The organism is Sphingomonas sp. S2M10, assembly GCF_012650175.1.
Lineage (GTDB): Bacteria > Pseudomonadota > Alphaproteobacteria > Sphingomonadales > Sphingomonadaceae > Sphingomonas.
The window spans coordinates 1-17,297 of the sequence record NZ_JAAILI010000079.1 but is presented as its reverse complement, the minus strand read 5'-3'; the positions used below and the strand labels follow the sequence as shown (position 1 = coordinate 17,297).

18 protein-coding genes are annotated in these 17,297 nt (G+C 67.7%); 12 read left to right on the top strand and 6 right to left on the bottom strand.

Annotated features, from left to right (window positions below):
• The first annotated feature begins 190 nt into the window (after positions 1–190).
• Both S2M10_RS18895 and S2M10_RS18890 read left to right on the top strand, forming a co-directional pair.
• Entirely contained in the window at positions 191–925 is a 735-nt protein-coding gene (locus S2M10_RS18895; protein ID WP_168847427.1) for an NUDIX hydrolase, read from the top strand.
• Positions 922–1,653: an extensin family protein gene (locus S2M10_RS18890; protein ID WP_168847426.1), complete on the top strand. Its 732-nt coding sequence runs from the start codon at positions 922–924 to the stop codon at positions 1,651–1,653. The genes S2M10_RS18895 and S2M10_RS18890 overlap by 4 nt, the downstream gene beginning before the upstream one ends.
• A 145-nt stretch (positions 1,654–1,798) precedes the next feature.
• Here S2M10_RS18890 and S2M10_RS18885 read toward each other — a convergent pair whose 3' ends face one another.
• Positions 1,799–2,350: a hypothetical protein gene (locus tag S2M10_RS18885; RefSeq protein WP_168847425.1), complete on the bottom strand. Its 552-nt coding sequence runs from the start codon at positions 2,348–2,350 to the stop codon at positions 1,799–1,801.
• A gap of 416 nt (positions 2,351–2,766) precedes the next feature.
• Between S2M10_RS18885 and S2M10_RS18880 the strand changes: the two genes are divergently transcribed.
• Entirely contained in the window at positions 2,767–3,300 is a 534-nt protein-coding gene (locus S2M10_RS18880; protein WP_247650914.1) for a CHAP domain-containing protein, read from the top strand.
• Here the strand turns inward: S2M10_RS18880 and msrB are convergent, their stop codons facing one another.
• On the bottom strand, positions 3,301–3,789 hold the full coding sequence (gene msrB, locus S2M10_RS18875) for a peptide-methionine (R)-S-oxide reductase MsrB (RefSeq protein WP_211091145.1): 489 nt from the start codon (positions 3,787–3,789) through the stop codon (positions 3,301–3,303).
• Positions 3,790–4,024: 235 nt separating this feature from the next.
• Between msrB and S2M10_RS18870 the strand changes: the two genes are divergently transcribed.
• Genes S2M10_RS18870 through S2M10_RS18860 form a run of 3 tightly spaced genes read left to right on the top strand, consistent with a single transcriptional unit; the run spans position 4,025 to position 6,538 of the window.
• Complete coding sequence (locus tag S2M10_RS18870) at positions 4,025–5,269, top strand: DUF3419 family protein (RefSeq protein WP_168847424.1); 1,245 nt, start codon at positions 4,025–4,027, stop codon at positions 5,267–5,269.
• Positions 5,266–5,931, top strand: a complete 666-nt coding sequence (locus S2M10_RS18865) for a class I SAM-dependent methyltransferase (protein ID WP_168847423.1) — start codon at positions 5,266–5,268, stop codon at positions 5,929–5,931. Before S2M10_RS18870 ends, S2M10_RS18865 begins: the two co-directional genes overlap by 4 nt.
• A 43-nt stretch (positions 5,932–5,974) precedes the next feature.
• On the top strand, positions 5,975–6,538 hold the full coding sequence (locus S2M10_RS18860; protein ID WP_168847422.1) for a Uma2 family endonuclease: 564 nt from the start codon (positions 5,975–5,977) through the stop codon (positions 6,536–6,538).
• Between the two features lie 6 nt (positions 6,539–6,544).
• On the opposite strand, the gene hemA is transcribed toward S2M10_RS18860, so the two are convergent.
• Complete coding sequence (hemA, locus tag S2M10_RS18855) at positions 6,545–7,789, bottom strand: 5-aminolevulinate synthase (protein WP_168847421.1); 1,245 nt, start codon at positions 7,787–7,789, stop codon at positions 6,545–6,547.
• Positions 7,790–8,092: 303 nt separating this feature from the next.
• Here hemA and S2M10_RS18850 point away from each other — a divergent pair, with 303 nt between their 5' ends.
• The gene (locus S2M10_RS18850) at positions 8,093–8,263 is read left to right on the top strand and encodes a hypothetical protein (protein WP_168847420.1); all 171 of its coding nucleotides are present in this window, start codon (positions 8,093–8,095) and stop codon (positions 8,261–8,263) included.
• A 3-nt stretch (positions 8,264–8,266) separates the two neighbouring features.
• Here the strand turns inward: S2M10_RS18850 and murI are convergent, their stop codons facing one another.
• Positions 8,267–9,064, bottom strand: a complete 798-nt coding sequence (gene murI / locus S2M10_RS18845) for a glutamate racemase (RefSeq protein WP_168847419.1) — start codon at positions 9,062–9,064, stop codon at positions 8,267–8,269.
• A 138-nt stretch (positions 9,065–9,202) separates the two neighbouring features.
• On the opposite strand from murI, the gene plsY reads away from it, so the two are divergent.
• Positions 9,203–9,787: a glycerol-3-phosphate 1-O-acyltransferase PlsY gene (gene plsY, locus S2M10_RS18840; protein WP_168847418.1), complete on the top strand. Its 585-nt coding sequence runs from the start codon at positions 9,203–9,205 to the stop codon at positions 9,785–9,787.
• A complete protein-coding gene (gene dprA / locus S2M10_RS18835; RefSeq protein WP_168847417.1) occupies positions 9,780–10,859 on the top strand; it encodes a DNA-processing protein DprA in 1,080 nt (359 codons plus the stop codon). The genes plsY and dprA overlap by 8 nt, the downstream gene beginning before the upstream one ends.
• A gap of 2 nt (positions 10,860–10,861) precedes the next feature.
• Here the strand turns inward: dprA and S2M10_RS18830 are convergent, their stop codons facing one another.
• Complete coding sequence (locus tag S2M10_RS18830) at positions 10,862–12,244, bottom strand: hypothetical protein (protein ID WP_168847416.1); 1,383 nt, start codon at positions 12,242–12,244, stop codon at positions 10,862–10,864.
• A gap of 196 nt (positions 12,245–12,440) precedes the next feature.
• Here S2M10_RS18830 and S2M10_RS18825 point away from each other — a divergent pair, with 196 nt between their 5' ends.
• Both S2M10_RS18825 and yghU read left to right on the top strand, forming a co-directional pair.
• On the top strand, positions 12,441–13,046 hold the full coding sequence (locus S2M10_RS18825) for an outer membrane beta-barrel protein (protein WP_168847415.1): 606 nt from the start codon (positions 12,441–12,443) through the stop codon (positions 13,044–13,046).
• Between the two features lie 130 nt (positions 13,047–13,176).
• On the top strand, positions 13,177–14,082 hold the full coding sequence (gene yghU / locus S2M10_RS18820; protein ID WP_168847414.1) for a glutathione-dependent disulfide-bond oxidoreductase: 906 nt from the start codon (positions 13,177–13,179) through the stop codon (positions 14,080–14,082).
• Between the two features lie 44 nt (positions 14,083–14,126).
• On the opposite strand, the gene S2M10_RS18815 is transcribed toward yghU, so the two are convergent.
• Entirely contained in the window at positions 14,127–14,525 is a 399-nt protein-coding gene (locus S2M10_RS18815) for a hypothetical protein (protein WP_168847413.1), read from the bottom strand.
• Between the two features lie 143 nt (positions 14,526–14,668).
• Here S2M10_RS18815 and topA point away from each other — a divergent pair, with 143 nt between their 5' ends.
• Complete coding sequence (gene topA / locus S2M10_RS18810) at positions 14,669–17,236, top strand: type I DNA topoisomerase (protein ID WP_168847412.1); 2,568 nt, start codon at positions 14,669–14,671, stop codon at positions 17,234–17,236.
• Positions 17,237–17,297 lie beyond the last annotated feature (61 nt).

The window sequence follows — 17,297 nt, the reverse complement described above, 5'->3', positions numbered from 1 at the left end:
CTGCCTAGCGAAGCTTGGAGAGGGTGAGCGGCGCGAAGCGCCGCGCGATTTGCGCTGCAAATCGCCCCCCTCTCCCTCCCACCGCCTTCGGCGGCGGGCCCCTCCCTCCCCCGCGAGGGGGGAGGGGTAGAGCGCATAGGCGATTGCCCCAGGCTGGTAAGCGGGGCGCGCCGGGCGTAGAGCCGGCGCGATGTCGCAAGCCGAAGCCATCCCCGCCGCCACCGTGATCGTGATGCGCGACACGGGCAGCGGGCCGCCCGAGCTGCTGATGGTCGAACGGTCGCGGGCGATGGCGTTCGCCGGCGGCGCGCTGGTGTTTCCCGGCGGCCGGATCGATCCGGGCGATCACCTCCTGGCGGACAGCCATGACGATGCGGCGGCGCGAGTCGCGGCGATCCGCGAGACGATCGAGGAAGCCGGGCTGGCGCTGGGCCTCCCCTGCGATCCCGATACCCTCGCCACCCTGCGGGCGGGGCTCCATGGCGGTGCGCCGTTTGCGCAACTGCTGGCGGAGGCAGGCCTCGCCCTCGACCTCGACGTGCTGGTCCCCTTCGCCCGGTGGCTGCCCCATGGCCTGCCGCACCGGGTGTTCGACACCCGCTTCTATCTCGCCCGCGCGCCCGAAGGGGCCGATCCGCAGGTCGATGGCAGCGAGAATGTCCGGCTGTGCTGGAGTACGGCGCAGGCGGCGCTGGGCGCCGCCGATCGGGGCGAGGCAACGCTGATCTACCCCACCCGGCGCAATCTGGAACGGCTGGCGCTGTTCGACGGTTTCGACTCGGCGATGGCCCATGCCGGGAGCTTTCCGATCGTGCCGATCACCCCCTTCGTCGAGTCGCGCGACGGCGTCGACTGGCTGTGCATTCCGGAAGGGTTCGGCTACCCGGTCACCGCCGAGCGGATGGACCGGGCGGTGCGCGCATGAAGGCGCTGAAGCAGACCATCTGGGTACTGATCATATTCGCGCTGCTCGCCGGCGGCGCGCTGCTGCTGCTGATGTGGACGCGCAGCCGCCCGCAGGACCTGCCCTGGACCCCGCTCGACCTGTCGCAGCCGATCGGCGCCTTCACCGGGCGCAAGCTGGCAGGGCTGGGTGCGGACGGTGCCCAGTGCCGCGCGCTGCTCACCCAGGCGGGGGTGCGCTACGAGAAGCTGGCACCGGTGCAGCGGCAAGGGGAATGCGGCTATGCCGATGGCGTGCGCTTCACCAGCGGCGGATCGCGGACGATCGCCTTCAGCCCGGCCTCGCTCGGCACCGCCTGTCCGGTGGCGGCGGGGCTGGCGCTGTGGGAATGGAACATCGTCCAGCCCGAGGCGCAGAAGCTGTTGGGATCCCGCGTCGTGCGGATCGAGCATTTCGGCAGCTATTCGTGCCGGCGCATGTATGGCCGCAGCACGGGCGACTGGAGCGAGCACGCCAAGGCCAATGCCGTCGACATCGCCGCCTTCGTCCTCGCGGATGGCCGGCGGGTGAGCGTGCTGGGGGACTGGAAGGGGGAAGGGGGCAAGCCGGCCTTCCTGCGCGCGGTGCGGGACGGCGCCTGCCGGCTGTTCGCGACGGTGCTGTCGCCTGACTATAACGCCGCCCACCGCGACCACCTCCATCTCGACCAGGCTGCACGCGGCGAGATGGGGTGGCGGGCGTGCCGCTGACGGCTTTTGGCGCCTTCGGCGCGGTTGCGGTACCGGCCCTCTCCCCAACCCGGCCACCCAGCGGCAGGATCTTGTGGGTGGCCGGGTGGGGGAGAGGGCCGGTGCCGCCCGGAAGTGCGCCACGCGCACTTCCGCAAAGAAGATCTCAGTTCGGCAGGGCGTTGGTGTCGATCTTCTCGACCCATTGCGGGAAGAAGCTCGGCTGGCGGTTCGACCAGCCCGAGGCGGTCGCGGCAGCTTCGCTGATCGACTGGAGCAGCTTGCGACGCAGGTCCGGATGGAGATGCGGCAGCGCCGAGGCCGAGCAGAAGGCCGCCGGCAGCCACGGCCGCACTTCCGCGCCGAGCAGCCGCTCGTACAGGAAGCGATAGGCCGAGAAGCTGGTCAGCCGGCCCTGGCCGAGGTCGAACGCCGAAAGCGTCACCAGCGGCGCCATGAACGGCTCGATCGCGCCGAGGTCGCTGTCATTGGGCAGCAGCGTGCGAATGTCCTTCAGCCGCTCGTAGACGCGTGCCTGGGCGCGGATGCTCGCGGCTTCGACCACGTCCCGCGACCAGCGCGAGAGCGCGTCGTCGCGTTCCAGGCCCACGTCGAGCGACCGGCGTACGTAGCGCTGGGTACCGGCGGCGAAGCCCGCGAATTCCTTCATCTCTGCCAGCGTCATTGCACCTTCGGCCGGCTTTGCTCGTGCAGCCATTCTAACGTCTCCCGCTCGGTTCCTTTTGGCCCGTGGGAAGGATCATGCTCCGCACTGGTTAACGCAGAGCTTAATGACCCCCTCCGTATCCCCACGAGCATTGGAACCTAAAATGTGCTGCGACGCAACATCGGTTTGCGACGAAACGATGACGCTAAGGGAACATCCTTAGGCCGCTGAATTGGCGACGTATTTTTACGTACAGCCCCATGCCTGACCCAAAGTGGGCAATCGGTTGCGCATCGCGTGGCGAAACGCGCTCGAAAATGGTTCCGGCGGTTCAGAAACGGTTCAGCGCACCTCGTCGGCCCATTCCAACGGTTCGTCGGATCGACGGGCCGCAGGGCTGTACGGCCGTCCTATAGTTTGGCTAGCAACCCTCAACCACTTCCTTTCCTGACCGGGGGGTCTTGAAGATGTTCACTCGTTTCGCAGCGCGTTTCGCGCTGATGGCGGCGTGCGCCCTGATGACTGTCATTCCCGCACAGGCGAAGGGCACCTTCTGGCAGTGCGTCACCTTCGCGCGCCAGGCCTCGGGCGTAGAGCTTCGCGGCAATGCCTGGACGTGGTGGGAACAGGCCGCCGGCCGTTATCAGCGTGGCGAGACCCCCAAGATCGGCGCCGTGATGTCGTTCCAGCGTACCGCCCGCATGCCGATGGGGCATGTCGCAATGGTGTCGCAGGTGATCAGCCCGCGCGAAGTGCTGTTGACCCATGCCAACTGGTCGACCCCCGGCGCCGTCGAGCGCGACGTTCGCGCGGTAGACGTGTCGGCGAACGGCGACTGGAGCGAAGTGCGCGTATGGTACGGTCGCATCGGCGGCCTCGGCATCTCGGCCTATCCGGTCAACGGCTTCATCTATCCGGGTTCGGCTCCGGAGAACGACTGGGCCAATGTCCAGGTCGCCGCACTCAGCCTGCCGACGCTGACCCAGATCGCGTCGAACTGATTACGCGCGCGGCGTGAAGCGCAGCGCCACCCCGTTCATGCAATAGCGCTTGCCGGTCGGCTTCGGCCCGTCGTTGAAGACATGGCCGAGATGGCCGCCGCAGCGGCGGCACAGGACTTCGGTGCGCTCCATCCCCAGGCTGCGATCGCCCCGTGTCACCACCGCATTGTCCAGCGGCGCATAGAAGCTGGGCCAGCCGGTACCGCTGTCGAACTTGGTGGCGGAGGCGAACAGCGGCAGCGCGCAGCCGGCGCAGGCGAACACGCCCTTGCGATGCTCTTTGTTGAGCGGGCTGGTGAAGGGGTATTCCGTGCCGCCGTTGCGCAGCACATTATAGGCCGCCGGGCTCAGCTTCTTCTTCCATTCGGCATCGCTCAGCTTGAAAGGGAAGTCCGGCAGCGGTGCAGCGGGTGCGTTTCCGCAAGCGAACAGCGGCAGCGCGGCGATGGTCGTGCTGGCAGCGAGGAACTGGCGGCGATGGATCGGCATGGCGAACCTTTCTTTGGGACAGCGTCGATATAGGTTCGGTCAAGCGGCCCGGAAGGTTGCACGATCCGTCCTTTTCCAACGCGGCGCGAAGCGCGGCCGCTTTGCCGCCCGGCCCTTGACGAAGGATTGATTTCCCAAGGGCAGTGTCACAAGGCTGCAAAGCTTTTGTCACAGGGGGGTGGGGAGCTTGTTCGGCGATGCGTCGGGCGGGCTGGTTCGCCGGGAGTCGTTTCGAATGCCATCTATCGCCAAGTCGCCGAAGAACGATGCGGTTCGCGGTGCGGTGCACCGCCACGAGCATCTTTCGAAGGAAGGCATCCTCGAACGCGCCTTCACCTTCGCGTTCCGGGGCCTGGTCTATGCGCAGATCTGGGAAGACCCGGTGATCGACATGGAAGCGCTGCAGATCACGCCGGACAGCCATATCGTCACCATCGCCTCGGGCGGTTGCAACGTCTTCTCCTACCTGACGGCGAACCCCGCGAAGATCACCGCGGTGGACCTCAACCCCGCGCATATCGCGCTCAACAAGCTCAAGCAGCAGGCCGCGCTGCGGCTGCCGGACTATGAGTCCTTCCATCGCTTCTTCGGGCTGGCCAACCGGCCCGAGAACATCGACGCCTACAAGACCCATCTGCGCGGGCATCTCGACGATAGCGCCCGCGCCTATTGGGAAGGCCGCGCACCCAACGGCGTGCGCCGGATCAACGGCTTCAAGACCGGCTTCTATCGCCAGGGCCTGCTCGGCCGGCTGATCGGCTTCGTCCACTGGCTGGGCCATCGCTACGGCATCGACCCCAAGGAAATCCTCGCCGCGAAGACCATCGAGGAGCAGCGCCACATCTTCGAGACGCGCTTCGCGCCGTTCTTCGACAAGAAGCTGCTGCGCTGGATGGTCGACCAGCCCGCCGCCCTGTTCGGCTTCGGCATCCCGCCGGCGCAGTACGACCTGCTCAAGGTGGACGACCAGGAAGGCATCACCGGCGCGCTGCGCAGCCGCCTGCGCAAGCTCGCCTGCGATTTCGACCTCAAGGACAATTACTACGCTTGGCAGGCGTTCGGCCGCGGCTATGGCGAGCATGAGGGGGCGCCGCTGCCGCCCTATCTCGAGCGCAAGAACTACGAGCTGGTGCGCGACCGCGCCGACCGCGTCGAGATCCGCCACACCAACTATGCCGATTATCTGGAGTCGATGCCGGCCCAGTCGCTCGATCGCTACATCCTGCTCGACGCGCAGGACTGGATGACCGACGAGCAGCTGACCCGCATCTGGACCGAGATCACCCGCACCGCCAAGCCCGGCGCGCGCGTGCTCTACCGCACGGCGGCGGTGCCCGACGTGGTGCGCGGCCATATCCCCGACGAGCTGATGAACCAGTGGGAATATGAGGACCAGGCCAAGCTCGACGACTGGACCCGCCGCGACCGTTCGTCGGTGTACGGCGCGACCCATGTCTGGACGCTGAAGCCGCACGCATGAGCGCCAAGGCCGGGGCTGCCGATCAGAAGGGGCTGATGGATGCGACCTATGCGCTCCATCGCCACTTCTACGATCTCACGCGCAAATTCTATCTGCTCGGCCGCGACCGGCTGATCCGCGAGCTTGCGCCGCCGCCGGGCGGCACGGTGCTCGAGGTCGGCTGCGGCACCGCGCGCAACCTGATCGTTGCGGCGAAGCGCTGGCCCAACGCGCGCTTCCACGGCTTCGACATCAGCGAGGCGATGCTCGACACCGCGCGCAAATCCGTGGCCAAGCACGAGCTTTCGACCAAGATCACGCTGGCGCAGGGCGATGCAGGCGCGTTCGACGTGCAAACCCTGTTCGGGCTCGAACAGGTCGACCGGGTGTTCATGAGCTACACGCTGTCGATGATCCCGCCGTGGAAAGAGGCGATCGCGCTTGGCGCCAAGGCGCTGGCGCCGGGCGGCAGCCTGCACATCGTCGATTTCGGCCAGTATGAACGCCTGCCGGGTTTCGCCAAGCGGTTCCACTTCAAGGAACTCAACGCCTTCCACGTCTACCCTCGCGCCGACCTTCGCGCGGTGGTGGAGGGGATTGCGGCGGAGCAGGGGATGACGGCCGCGTTCCGCTCGTCGCTGCGCGGCTATACTTGGAGCGCGGTGCTGCGGCGGCCGGCCTGAGCGCTATCGCATCGAGCCTGCGGGCCGTGCTATACCAAGGTCGATGAATCAGCAGGTTCGCCTCGCCTCCAACAAGGAGTGGGCGTCGCCGTTTACGGCGGACGATTTCCTGCACATGCTCGAACTGGGGGCGTTCGAGGACATGCGCGCGGAGCTGGTGCGGGGGGAAATCGAGAAGATGATGCCGGCCGACTGGTCGCATGGCGAGCTGAACGCGCGCCTCATCGGGCTGCTTTTCCCCCTCGTGCAGGCTGCGGGGACGAAAGCGGGCGCGGATGTCGTCATTCGCATCGATGCGCATACGGTCCGCGCTTTCGATATCGCTGTCCTGCACCCTGGCGCGCTGCCGCAAAAGGTGCTGCGTGGCGAGGACGTGCTGTTTGCGATCGAGGTGGCAGAGTCGACGCAGAAGCGCGACCTCGGCGAGAAACGGGACGAATATGGTAGCGCAGGTATTCCGGCCTATTGGGTCGTCGATAGCGTAGCGCGCGTGACGCACTGCTTCGTGCTGAACGCGAGCGGGACCGCCTATGACGATGCGACGATCATGCCGTTCGGCCAGCCGATGGACGTGCCCGGCCTCGGTGGCCGGATCACCCTCGACTGACGGCGCTTACGCCGCCAGCCGCAGTTCCAGCCTTCCCCAGATCTCTACCAGGGCGTCGACCAGCTCGCGCATCATCGCCTCGTCGTGCGAGGGGCCGGGGGTGAAGCGCAAGCGCTCCGTCCCGCGCGGAACCGTGGGGTAATTGATCGGCTGCACGTACACGCCATATTCGGCGAGCAGCACGTCGCTGATCTTCTTGGCCTTCACCGGATCGCCCACCATCAGCGGCACGATGTGGGTGGTCGACGGCAGCACGGGCAGCCCGGCCTCGCCCATCAGCCGCTTGAGCGTGGCCGCGGCGGCCTGCTGGCCCTCGCGCTCGACGCTGGAGGCCTTCAGGTGGCGCACGCTCGCCAGCGCGCCGGCGACGAGCACCGGCGACAGCGAGGTGGTGAAGATAAAGCCCGGCGCATAGCTGCGGATCACGTCGATGATCACCTGGTCGGCGGCTATATAGCCACCCATCACGCCGAACGCCTTGCCCAGCGTGCCCTCGATGATCGTCAGCCGGTCGGCGAGACCCTCGCGATCCGAGATGCCGCCGCCGCGCGGGCCGTACATGCCGACGGCATGGACCTCGTCGAGATAGGTCAGCGCGTTGTACTTGTCGGCCAGGTCGCAAATCTCGGCGATCGGCGCGATGTCGGCGTCCATCGAATAGACGCTCTCGAACGCGATCAGCTTGGGCAACGCGGGATCGTCGGCCGCCAGCAGTTCTTCGAGATGCGCGAGATCATTGTGGCGCCACACGCGCTTCTCGCAGCCCGAATTGCGGATGCCGGCGATCATCGAGGCGTGGTTGAGCTCGTCCGAATAGACGATGCAGCCCGGCATCACCTTGGCGAGCGTCGACAGCGTCGCCTCGTTCGAGACATAGCCCGAGGTGAACAGCAGCGCGTTCTCCTTGCCGTGCAGATCGGCAAGCTCGTGCTCCAGGTCGATATGGTAATGGGTGTTGCCGCCGATGTTGCGGGTGCCGCCCGAGCCGGCGCCGACATCGTGCAGCGCCTCTTCCATCGCCGCGATCACCTTGGGATGCTGGCCCATCGCCAGATAGTCGTTCGAGCACCACACCGTGATCGGCTTCGGCCCGTTATGCCCGGCGAAGCAGCGCGCATTGGGGAACATCCCCTTGTTGCGCAGAATGTCGATGAAGACCCGGTAGCGCCCCTCGGCATGGAGGCGGTCGATGGCCTGGGTGAAGACCCGCGTATAGTCGATCGCGGGGGCGGGGGCGTCTTGGCGCTGCATGGGTCCGTTCTCTACGCCTTGTTTTCGAGCAATTCCAGCACGTGAACCCCCGTATAGTGTGCGCGGTGTTTCGCGCACAGGGTCCGGCGGTTTTCCGTTCCCTCGCGACATACGGGATGGCGGGCTGCTGCGCACCCATATGGCTGACGAGGAATCTCGATCGCGCTGATCGACGATTGCGCGAGATTAGCGATCGGCGCCCGCGATCATGGTACAACAAGGCAATCGCGGACGAGTCGGGGCTCAAGCAGGTTCGCGGCTGAGAGGCGAATCTGTCTCCCGCTTGCTATCGGAGAGCGGACAATGGCTAGGAACGACAGCGAATATTTTGCGCGCCGCGCCCATCAGGAGCGGGAGCGCGCGCGCTTGTGCGACGACAGCAGTGCGCGCCGGGTGCATCAGGAAATGGCGGAGCGCTACACCGCCAAGCTCACAACGCGCGATCCGGCGGTGGTGCTGGGCGATTTCGCCTGACGCCTACAGCGTTTCGATCCGGCTGAGTCCGTAGCGGGCGAGGGTCGGGACGAGCGCATCGGCACGATGGTCGCGCGCGGTGAACACGGCGCGTCCGGGGGGCAGATCGGCGGCCCAGCTCTGCTCGCGCGTCAGATATGCGACTCGCCGGGCGATGCCGGGGCCGCCATCGACGAACTGTACGCCCGTCGGTGCCACGGCGCGCATCTCCGTTTCCAGCAGCGGAAAGTGCGTGCAGGCATTGACGATCACGTCGATGCGGTCGCCGCCAGGCTGGTGAAACAGGCCGTCGAGTTCACTGGCGATGACCTCCGGTGCGATGGTCTCGCCTGCCAGCTTGGCCTCGGCCAGTTCGACCAGTGCGGACGAGCCGTGACGCAGCACGGTGCAATCCCCCGCAAAGCGTGCGGCGAGATCGTCGACATAGGGCTGGCGCACCGTTGCCGCGGTGCCGAGCACGCCGATCGCGCGGGTGCGGCTGGTCTCCGCCGCGGGCTTGATCGCAGGGACCGTGCCGACGATCGGCAGGTCGAGCGCGGCGCGGACATGCTGGAGCGCGATCGTCGAGGCGGTGTTGCAGGCGATCACGATCAGCCGGGGATCATAGCGCTCCGCCAGACGCCCGAGCAACGCGGGCACCCGCGCGGCGATCTCCGCCTCGCTTTTGGTGCCATAGGGGAAGCCCGCCGAATCGGCGACATAGACCAGCGGCGCGTGGGGCAGCAGCGCGGCAGTCGGTCCCAGCACCGACAGGCCGCCGACACCGGAATCGAAGAACAGCACGGGACGACGATCGGCCATGCGCCGCCCTTGCCGGGGCCTGCCGCCGCCGTCAACGCATGCGGGTCTGCACGTGCACGCAGGTCATTGCGTTCGGGCAAGGGAAGCGGCTAAACGCGGGAACGAAAGGGGGCCGCTTTGCCCACGGAAGTTCCTTGGATGGCCCCTGCCGGGGCCCTGTTGCTCGGCTATCTGCTTGGTTCGATCCCGTTCGGGGTGCTGCTGACGCGCGCCGCAGGGGCGGGCGATCTGCGGCAGATCGGATCGGGCAATATCGGCGCGACCAACGTGCTGCGGACCGGCCGCAAGGGGCTGGCGGCGGCAACGCTGCTGCTCGACATGGCGAAAGGCGCGGTGGCGGTGCTGCTGGCGGCCGCGTTTCTGCCCGGCACGGTCACACTCGCCGCGACGGCCGCGTTTCTCGGCCATTGCTACCCCGTCTGGCTCAAGTTCCGCGGCGGCAAGGGCGTGGCGACGCTGATGGGCGTGGTGCTGGCGCTCTACTGGCCCTCCGGCCTCGTCTATGCCGCGGTATGGCTGGGGCTGCTGGCGACGGTGCGCATCTCCTCGGTGTCGGGGATGGCGGCGGCGGTCAGCGCGCCGGTGAGCGCGGCCTTTTTCGGCCGCATCGATCTGGTGCTGATGCTGCTCGCGCTCGCGCTGATCGTGCTGTGGAAGCATCGCGAGAATATCGATCGGCTGCTCAGCGGCGCCGAACCCAGGGTCGGCAGCAAGCGTGGCTGACGGGCGGGAGCCGCGGCTGAGACTGCTGCGCTCCGCCAATGTCGGTCCCGTCACCTATGCCCAGCTGATCGCCCGTTATGGTTCGGCCGAAGCGGCGCTGGAGGCGTTGCCGATGCTCGCCGCGCGCGGCGGCGGCCGGGCGCCGCAGATTGCGGACGCCGGAGCGGTGCGGCGCGAGATCGCCGCGGTCGAGCGGCTGGGCGCCCGCTATCTGTTCCTCGACGATCCCGCCTATCCACCCCTGCTTGCCGAGCTGGAAAATGCTCCGCCCGCGTTGATCGTGCGCGGCGACGCCGCACTGCTGGCGCGCCCGTGCGTGGCGATGGTCGGCGCACGCAACGCCTCGGCGGCTGCCTGCCGCTTCGCGCGGCAGCTGGCGATCGGGCTGGTCGAGCAGGGCGCGACGGTCGTATCCGGGCTCGCGCGCGGAATCGACACCGCCGCCCATCAGGGCGCATTGGCGGGCGGCACCGTCGGCGTGATCGCCAGCGGCATCGACATCGTCTTCCCGCCCGAAAATGCCGAATTGCAGGAACGGGTGGCGCGCCAGGGCCTGCTCGTCACCGAACAGCCGCCGGGCACCGAGCCGCTGGCGCGCTTCTTCCCGGCCCGCAACCGCATCATCGCCGGCCTGTCGCTGGGTACGGTGGTGGTGGAGGCGGCGCCGCGATCGGGCAGCCTGATCACCGCGCGAATCGCGGCGGAGGCGGGGCGGGACGTGATGGCGGTGCCCGGCTCGCCGCTCGATCCGCGCGCGCAGGGATGCAATCTGCTCATCCGCGAAGGCGCCATCCTCGTGCAGTCGGCAGCGGACATCTGGGAGCAGGTACGGCCGATCGACGCGCGCGGCGTGCGCGCGCCGGGCGGGCGGTTCGGCGCGGTGCCGCCGGAGGACGCAAGCGACGCCGATCGCCGGCGGGTGGCGGCGCTGCTCGGCCCGGTGCCGGTGGGGGTCGACGAACTGATCCGCCAGTCGGGTTGCACGCCGGCGGTGGTGCAGACGGTGCTGCTCGAGCTCGAACTGGCCGGCCGGCTGGATCGCCATGCCGGCGCGCGGGTATCGCTCCGCTAGTTTCAGCGCAAGCCGAACGCCTGGAGATAATAGGCGCCCACGCCGTCGCCGATCAGCAGCTGGCCCGGCCCCAGCCGCCCGACCAGATAAGCCGCCCCCACGATCAGCGAGGCGAGGACCGACAGCGTCGCCAGCACCGCCGTCCAGCGCGGTCCCGGTGCGCGTCCGCCGCGGGCGGCGAGGATCAGCCCGGAAAAGGCGAGGAACTCGAACAGCGGGTAGAAATCCAGCCGGTAGCGAAAGTTCATGCTGACCGCGCAGAGCATCAACCCGGCGGGGATGGCGAGGCCCAGCGCGATGGCGATGTTGCGCGCTCGATCGGCGGACCCTCGCCGGATCCAGCCCGCGATCGCAAGGCCGCCGAGCACCAGCAGCAGCGGATCGGTGAGCAGGAAGCTGCTGGGCGGCAGTTCCGCCGCGTCGATCCATTTGGACCGGGTGGCGTCCAGCAGCAGCTGGCCATCGGCGCCGCGCAGCACCCACAGGGGCGCGAAGTAATAGACCAGGCCGAACGGGATGCGCTGGAGGTTGAACAGCCCCTGCTCGGCCATGCGCACCAGCCGATCGGGGTACCAGGCATTGTAATTATAATGATGATAATCGGCGAAGGTGAACGGGTTGCCCCAGCGGCCGAGATTGACGAGCGCGGTGAGGCCGCCCAGCAGCGCCAGCAGCAGGAGCGGCGCCATCGCCGTCGCCAGCCATCCCCGTAGCGCGGAGCGGTGGCGCAGGCTCTCCACCAGCAGCACGCCGCCGAACGCCGCGACCAGGCCGATGCCGAGCGACACGCGCGTCAGCATTGCCAGCCCCGCCGCCAGCGCCATGACGAGCAACGCGCCGCGCCCCAGTCCGCGCAGTTGCGCATGGATCGCCGCCGCGACGAACAGCGCCCCCCATAGCGCCGCCCAGAAGCACACTTCCTGGTAGAGGCTGAGCCGGAGAAAGCAGACCTGCGCGCCGGAGAGGAGCAGCACCACCGTCATCGCCTTGTCCAGCCATGTCGGCAGGCCGGGCAGTTCGGCGCGGATCAGGCGCAGCGTCCACAGCTTGGTGGCGGCCATGCCGATCAGCGCGACGAGGCAGGCGCCGATCGTGAAGTCCAGCGTGCGCCAGCCGGGGAACAGGGTGAAGGGCAGCCGCAGCAGGGCGGGCAGGATCCCCCAATAGGCCATCACCTTCCCGCCGACCGTGAAGCCCTCGCGGCCGACGATCGCGGGATCGACGTCGAACCGCCCGCGCAGCAGGTGATCGAGCATCGAGTTGAAGGTGAGGTCGAGCGGATGCACCTCGCGCGGCACCAGCGCCAGCGCATAGCAGGCGAGCACCGCGAAAATTGCCAGCAGCAGCGGCTGGAAACGGCGGATCGTGGAGCGGCGGAACGGCATGCCCGGCCTTTGCCCATTGCGCACGCGGGGAGCAAGCGCGGGGCGCTGGCGAGGCCAGACGCTACGGCCCGGTGCCATCTTCATGGTGTTGCATCTGTGCCACGGTCGCCGTGGATTTGTGCCGCGCTGCGGAAACCTTTTCGCGCTGGCGGGTTACCGCGACTGGAAAAACCCTCCAATTCAAGGGATGTACTGTATGCGTTCAGCGTTCATCGTCGCCATTGCGGCGCTCGGCTTCACCGCCACGGCCGCCCAGGCCCAGGAAACCACCAGCACCAACGGCACCAGCTTCCGCGGCATCCGCATCGAAGCCAATGCCGGCGGCGACCGGTTCCAGTCGCAGGGCAATCATAACGACAAGTTCGGCTATGGCGGCACCATCGGCTTCGACGGCCAGATCGGCGATCGCATCGTGATCGGCGCCGAGGGCAGCTACTGGCGCGCCAACGAGTGGAACGAGAATTGCTCGGGCGCCAGCGGCGGCACCGTGTGCCACAAGTCGTTCGACGAATATGGCGCGGCGGTGCGCGCCGGCGTGCTCGCCACGCCGCAGCTGCTGATCTTCGCCAAGGGCGGCTATGTGGTGAACGAGCAGCGCAAGCGGCTCGATACGCCGACCGGCGGCTATTACGACCACTTCAACACCAGCGGCTATCAGGTCGGTGGCGGCGTCGAATATTCGTTCACCGGCGAAGACGCCCGCATGCCGCTCTACGCGAACGTCCAGTATGTCCGTTCGCAGTATAACGACAACACGGCGCGCCAGCGCGTGATGGCCGGCGTGGGCCTGCGCTTCAAGTAAGCGCGGCACTGCCGAATACAGGGCCGGGCGTGGCGACAAGCTGCGTCCGGCCCTGTGTCGTGCATGGGGCTGGCAAGCGGCGGGCGGGCACCTACATGCCGCCGGCAAGATCCCCTGAGGAGACACCAGCATGGCCGACGCACCCGATCCCGCGAACAATCTTCCCGCCGGCTACGTGCCCCCGCAGGTGTGGGAATGGGCGCCGGGCAATGGCGGCCAGTTCGCCAACATCAACCGGCCGATCTCGGGTGCGACGCACGAGAAGGAACTGCCGGTCGGTCGCAACCCGATCCAGCTCTATTCGCTCGGCACGCCCAACGGGCAGAAGGTGACGATCCTGCTCGAGGAACTGCTCGCCGCGGGTCATGAAGGCGCGGAGTATGACGCCTGGAAGATCAACATCGGCGAGGGCGACCAGTTCGGCAGCGGCTTCGTCGCGATCAACCCCAATTCGAAGATCCCGGCGATGGTCGACCGGTCGATCACCCCGGCGCTGCCGATCTTCGAAAGCGGCGCGATGATGATCCACCTCGCCGAGAAGTTCGGCGCGTTCCTGCCGACCGATACCGCCAAGCGCGCGCAGACGCTCAGCTGGCTGATGTGGCAGATGGGCTCCGCGCCGTTCCTTGGCGGCGGCTTCGGCCATTTCTTCGCCTATGCGCCGATCAAGATCCAATATGCGATCGACCGCTACACGATGGAGGCAAAGCGCCAGCTCCACGTATTGGAGACCCATCTGGCGCGCCACCGCTACATGGTGGGCGAAGCGTACACGATCGCCGACATGGCGATCTTCCCCTGGTACGGCGCGGTAGTGCGCGGTGAGACCTATCCGGGGGCGGACGCGTTTCTGAACGCGGGGGAATATCCGAGCTTGCTGCGCTGGGCCGGCGAGATTGCCGAGCGCGAGCCGGTGCGACGCGGGCGCCTGGTCAATCGTGGCACCGGGCCCGAAGACCAGCGGGTGCCCGAGCGCCACGATGCCGCGGATATCGACGTGGTGCTGGAGCGGATTCGCGCGGCCCAGCCGGCGTAATCGGTCGGCCTCCCCCGGCGCTCTGCCCGGGGGAGGCGATCGGGTCACTGGGCGGGCATGCACACGCCCTTTTCGATCACCAGATCGGAAATGGCGCGGTATTTGGCTACGAACGCTGCCCAGCCGGCATCCTGCTTGTCGCGCGGCACATTGTCGCCGGTCGCGAAGGTCATCACCTCGTCCTTGGACTCGATCGGGTCGCCGCCCGGGGCGGCGACGAGCACCGGTGCCACGCGCTGGTCGATCTTGAAGCCGTGCGCCTTGTACCAGTCGACATGCGCGGCGACCGCGGCGCGGAAATCGGCCATGCTTGCGCCAGGCTTGAGCTTGGAGAGGCGGACGCGCGTCAGCTCGCCGCTGGTACAGGGACCGTGCTGCGCGAAGGCCTGGGTGGAAAGGAGCAGCGCCGCGACGCCGAGTGCCGTTCGAATCACGTAGCGCATCAAAGCCTCCCCATGTCGTTAACCATGCGTAATATCACTGCGCATTGTGTCGTCGCCATGACGTTGTAGAAGCGCCGCGCTTGACGGGCCTTTGCTCCCGTCCCCACCTTACACGCGTACGCGTAAGGAAATTCACGGATCCCATGCAGCTTGTCATCGTCGAGTCGCCCGCCAAGGCGAAAACCATCGAGAAGTATCTCGGCAAGGACTATCGGGTCCTCGCCAGCTATGGCCATGTCCGCGATCTGCCGGCGCGCGACGGGTCGGTGAACCCCGACGAATCGTTTGCGATGGAGTGGGAGACCTATGCCGACAAGTCGAAGCAGCTGAAGGCGATCGCCGACGAGGCCAAGAAGGCCGATCGCCTGATCCTCGCGACCGACCCTGATCGCGAGGGCGAGGCGATCAGCTGGCATGTGCAGGAAGTGCTGCGCAACAAGAAGGCGCTGCCCAGGGAGGTTGAGCGCGTCACCTTCAACGCGATCACCAAGCCGGCGATCCTCGAGGCGATGCAGCGCCCGCGCGAGCTGGATACCGACCTGATCGACGCCTATCGCGCCCGCCGCGCGCTGGACTATCTGGTCGGCTTCACCCTGTCGCCGGTCTTGTGGCGCAAGCTGCCCGGCGCCAAGTCGGCGGGCCGCGTCCAGTCGGTGGCGCTGCGGCTGATCGTCGGGCGCGAGCGCGAGATCGAGAGCTTCGTCGCGCAGGAATATTGGTCGGTCATCGCGGAGATGGAATCGGACGGCACGCCGTTCCAGGCCCGCCTGGTCAAGTGGAAGGGCGAGAAGCTCGATCGCCTGTCGATCGGCGACCAGGGCAGCGCCGAGGCGGCCAAGAAGGCGGTCGAGGAAGGCCGCTTCACCGTCGTCGCGGTCGAGACCAAGCCGGCGATGCGCAACCCGCCGCCGCCCTTCACCACCTCGACCCTGCAGCAGGAAGCGGCGCGCAAGCTCGGCTTCTCGGCCAGCCACACGATGCGGATCGCGCAGGCGCTCTACGAGGACGGCGCGATCACGTACATGCGTACCGACGGCGTCCAGATGGACCCCTCGGCGATCCAGGCGGCGCGCAAGGCGGTGGCCGATCGCTATGACGGCAGCTACGTGCCGGACAAGCCGCGCCAGTACCAGACCAAGGCGAAGAACGCCCAGGAAGCGCACGAGGCGATCCGCCCGACCGATTTCAGCAAGGATCGTGCGGGCTCGGGCGACCATGCCAAGCTCTACGACCTGATCTGGAAGCGCGCGCTCGCCAGCCAGATGGCCTCGGCGCGCATGGAGCGCACCACGGTGGATCTGGCGGACGGCACCGGCCAGCACGGCCTGCGCGCCACCGGCCAGGTGGTGCTCTTCCCCGGCTATCTCGCGCTCTACGAAGAGGGCAAGGACGACGAGGGCGACGAGGACAGCCGCCGCCTGCCGCGCATGAGCGAAGGCGCCTCGCCCGCGAAGAAGGCGGTCCATGCCGAGCAGCACTTCACCCAGCCGCCGCCGCGCTTCTCCGAAGCCTCGCTGGTCAAGCGTCTGGAAGAGCTCGGCATCGGCCGTCCGTCGACCTATGCCTCGATCATCCAGGTGCTCAAGGACCGCGCCTATGTGCGGGTGGAGAAGAACCGCTTCTTCGCCGAGGAGAGCGGCCGCCTGCTGACGGCGTTCCTCGAGCGCTTCTTCGAGAAGTACGTGTCGTTCGACTTCACCGCCGAGCTGGAAGAGGAGCTGGACGACGTCTCCGGCGGCCGCGCGGCGTGGCAGGCGGTGCTGGAGGCCTTCTGGCGCGACTTCAAGCCGCGCACCACCGAGGTGATGGAGCAGAAGCCCTCCGACATCACCGCGGCGCTCGACCAGTTTCTGGAGCCGTATCTGTTCCCCGCCAAGGCGGACGGCAGCGATCCGCGCCTGTGCCCGAATTGCGGCGTCGGCAAGCTGGCGCTGCGCGGCGGCCGGTTTGGCGCGTTCGTGGCGTGCTCCAACTATCCCGAGTGCAAGTACACGCGGCGCTTCGGCCAGCCGGGCGGCGAGGGAAGCGAGGACACCGGGCCGGAAGTGTTGGGCCAGGACCCCGAGACAGGGCTCAATGTCGAGCGCAAGTCGGGCCGGTTCGGGCCCTATATCCAGCTCGGCGAGGGCAAGGATGCGGCGCGCGCCTCGATCCCGAAGGACGTCGACCTCGATCTCGAATGGGCGCTCAAGCTGCTCAAGCTGCCGCGGACCATCGGCAACCATCCGGAGACCGGCAACCCGATCACCGCGTCGATCGGCCGCTATGGCCCGTATCTGGCGCATGACGGCAAATACGCCCGGCTCCAGTCGACCGCCGAGGTGTTCGAGACCGGCATGAACGCGGCGGTGGTCAAGCTGGCCGAAGCGGCGGCGGGCGGTGGGCGCCCGGCGCGCGGTGCTGCACGCGAGCCCTTGAAGGTGTTCGGCAAGCATCCGCGCACCGATGCCGAGATCAAGCTGATGGAAGGCCGCTACGGCGCCTACCTCACCGACGGCGAGACCAACGCGACGCTGCCCAAGACGATCGACAAGGACGCGCTGACGCTGGAGGAAGCCGCCCAGCTGATCGACGCCAAGGCGGCGCAGGGCCCGGTCAAGGGGAAGAAGAAGGCCCCGGCAAAGAAGACGGCGGCGAAGAAGCCCGCCGCCAAGACTGCGGCGAAGAAGCCTGCCGCCAAGAAGGCGCCGGCGAAGAAGGCGGCGGAGTGACTGTTCCCCCTCCCCCCTTGCGGGGGAGGGAGGGGCCCGCCGCCGACAGGCGGTGGGAGGG

What these genes read in the sequence shown, in the direction of transcription:
- S2M10_RS18895 (WP_168847427.1), top strand. Translation starts at nt 191, where the DNA reads ATGTCGCAAGCCGAAGCCATCCCCGCCGCCACCGTGATCGTGATGCGC.
- S2M10_RS18815 (WP_168847413.1), bottom strand. Translation starts at nt 14,525, where the DNA reads ATGCGCTACGTGATTCGAACGGCACTCGGCGTCGCGGCGCTGCTCCTT.
- S2M10_RS18850 (WP_168847420.1), top strand. Translation starts at nt 8,093, where the DNA reads ATGGCTAGGAACGACAGCGAATATTTTGCGCGCCGCGCCCATCAGGAG.
- S2M10_RS18825 (WP_168847415.1), top strand. Translation starts at nt 12,441, where the DNA reads ATGCGTTCAGCGTTCATCGTCGCCATTGCGGCGCTCGGCTTCACCGCC.
- topA (WP_168847412.1), top strand. Translation starts at nt 14,669, where the DNA reads ATGCAGCTTGTCATCGTCGAGTCGCCCGCCAAGGCGAAAACCATCGAG.
- S2M10_RS18860 (WP_168847422.1), top strand. Translation starts at nt 5,975, where the DNA reads ATGAATCAGCAGGTTCGCCTCGCCTCCAACAAGGAGTGGGCGTCGCCG.
- S2M10_RS18890 (WP_168847426.1), top strand. Translation starts at nt 922, where the DNA reads ATGAAGGCGCTGAAGCAGACCATCTGGGTACTGATCATATTCGCGCTG.
- S2M10_RS18865 (WP_168847423.1), top strand. Translation starts at nt 5,266, where the DNA reads ATGAGCGCCAAGGCCGGGGCTGCCGATCAGAAGGGGCTGATGGATGCG.
- plsY (WP_168847418.1), top strand. Translation starts at nt 9,203, where the DNA reads ATGGCCCCTGCCGGGGCCCTGTTGCTCGGCTATCTGCTTGGTTCGATC.
- murI (WP_168847419.1), bottom strand. Translation starts at nt 9,064, where the DNA reads ATGGCCGATCGTCGTCCCGTGCTGTTCTTCGATTCCGGTGTCGGCGGC.
- S2M10_RS18880 (WP_247650914.1), top strand. Translation starts at nt 2,767, where the DNA reads ATGTTCACTCGTTTCGCAGCGCGTTTCGCGCTGATGGCGGCGTGCGCC.
- hemA (WP_168847421.1), bottom strand. Translation starts at nt 7,789, where the DNA reads ATGCAGCGCCAAGACGCCCCCGCCCCCGCGATCGACTATACGCGGGTC.
- S2M10_RS18830 (WP_168847416.1), bottom strand. Translation starts at nt 12,244, where the DNA reads ATGCCGTTCCGCCGCTCCACGATCCGCCGTTTCCAGCCGCTGCTGCTG.
- yghU (WP_168847414.1), top strand. Translation starts at nt 13,177, where the DNA reads ATGGCCGACGCACCCGATCCCGCGAACAATCTTCCCGCCGGCTACGTG.
- S2M10_RS18885 (WP_168847425.1), bottom strand. Translation starts at nt 2,350, where the DNA reads ATGGCTGCACGAGCAAAGCCGGCCGAAGGTGCAATGACGCTGGCAGAG.
- msrB (WP_211091145.1), bottom strand. Translation starts at nt 3,789, where the DNA reads ATGCCGATCCATCGCCGCCAGTTCCTCGCTGCCAGCACGACCATCGCC.
- S2M10_RS18870 (WP_168847424.1), top strand. Translation starts at nt 4,025, where the DNA reads ATGCCATCTATCGCCAAGTCGCCGAAGAACGATGCGGTTCGCGGTGCG.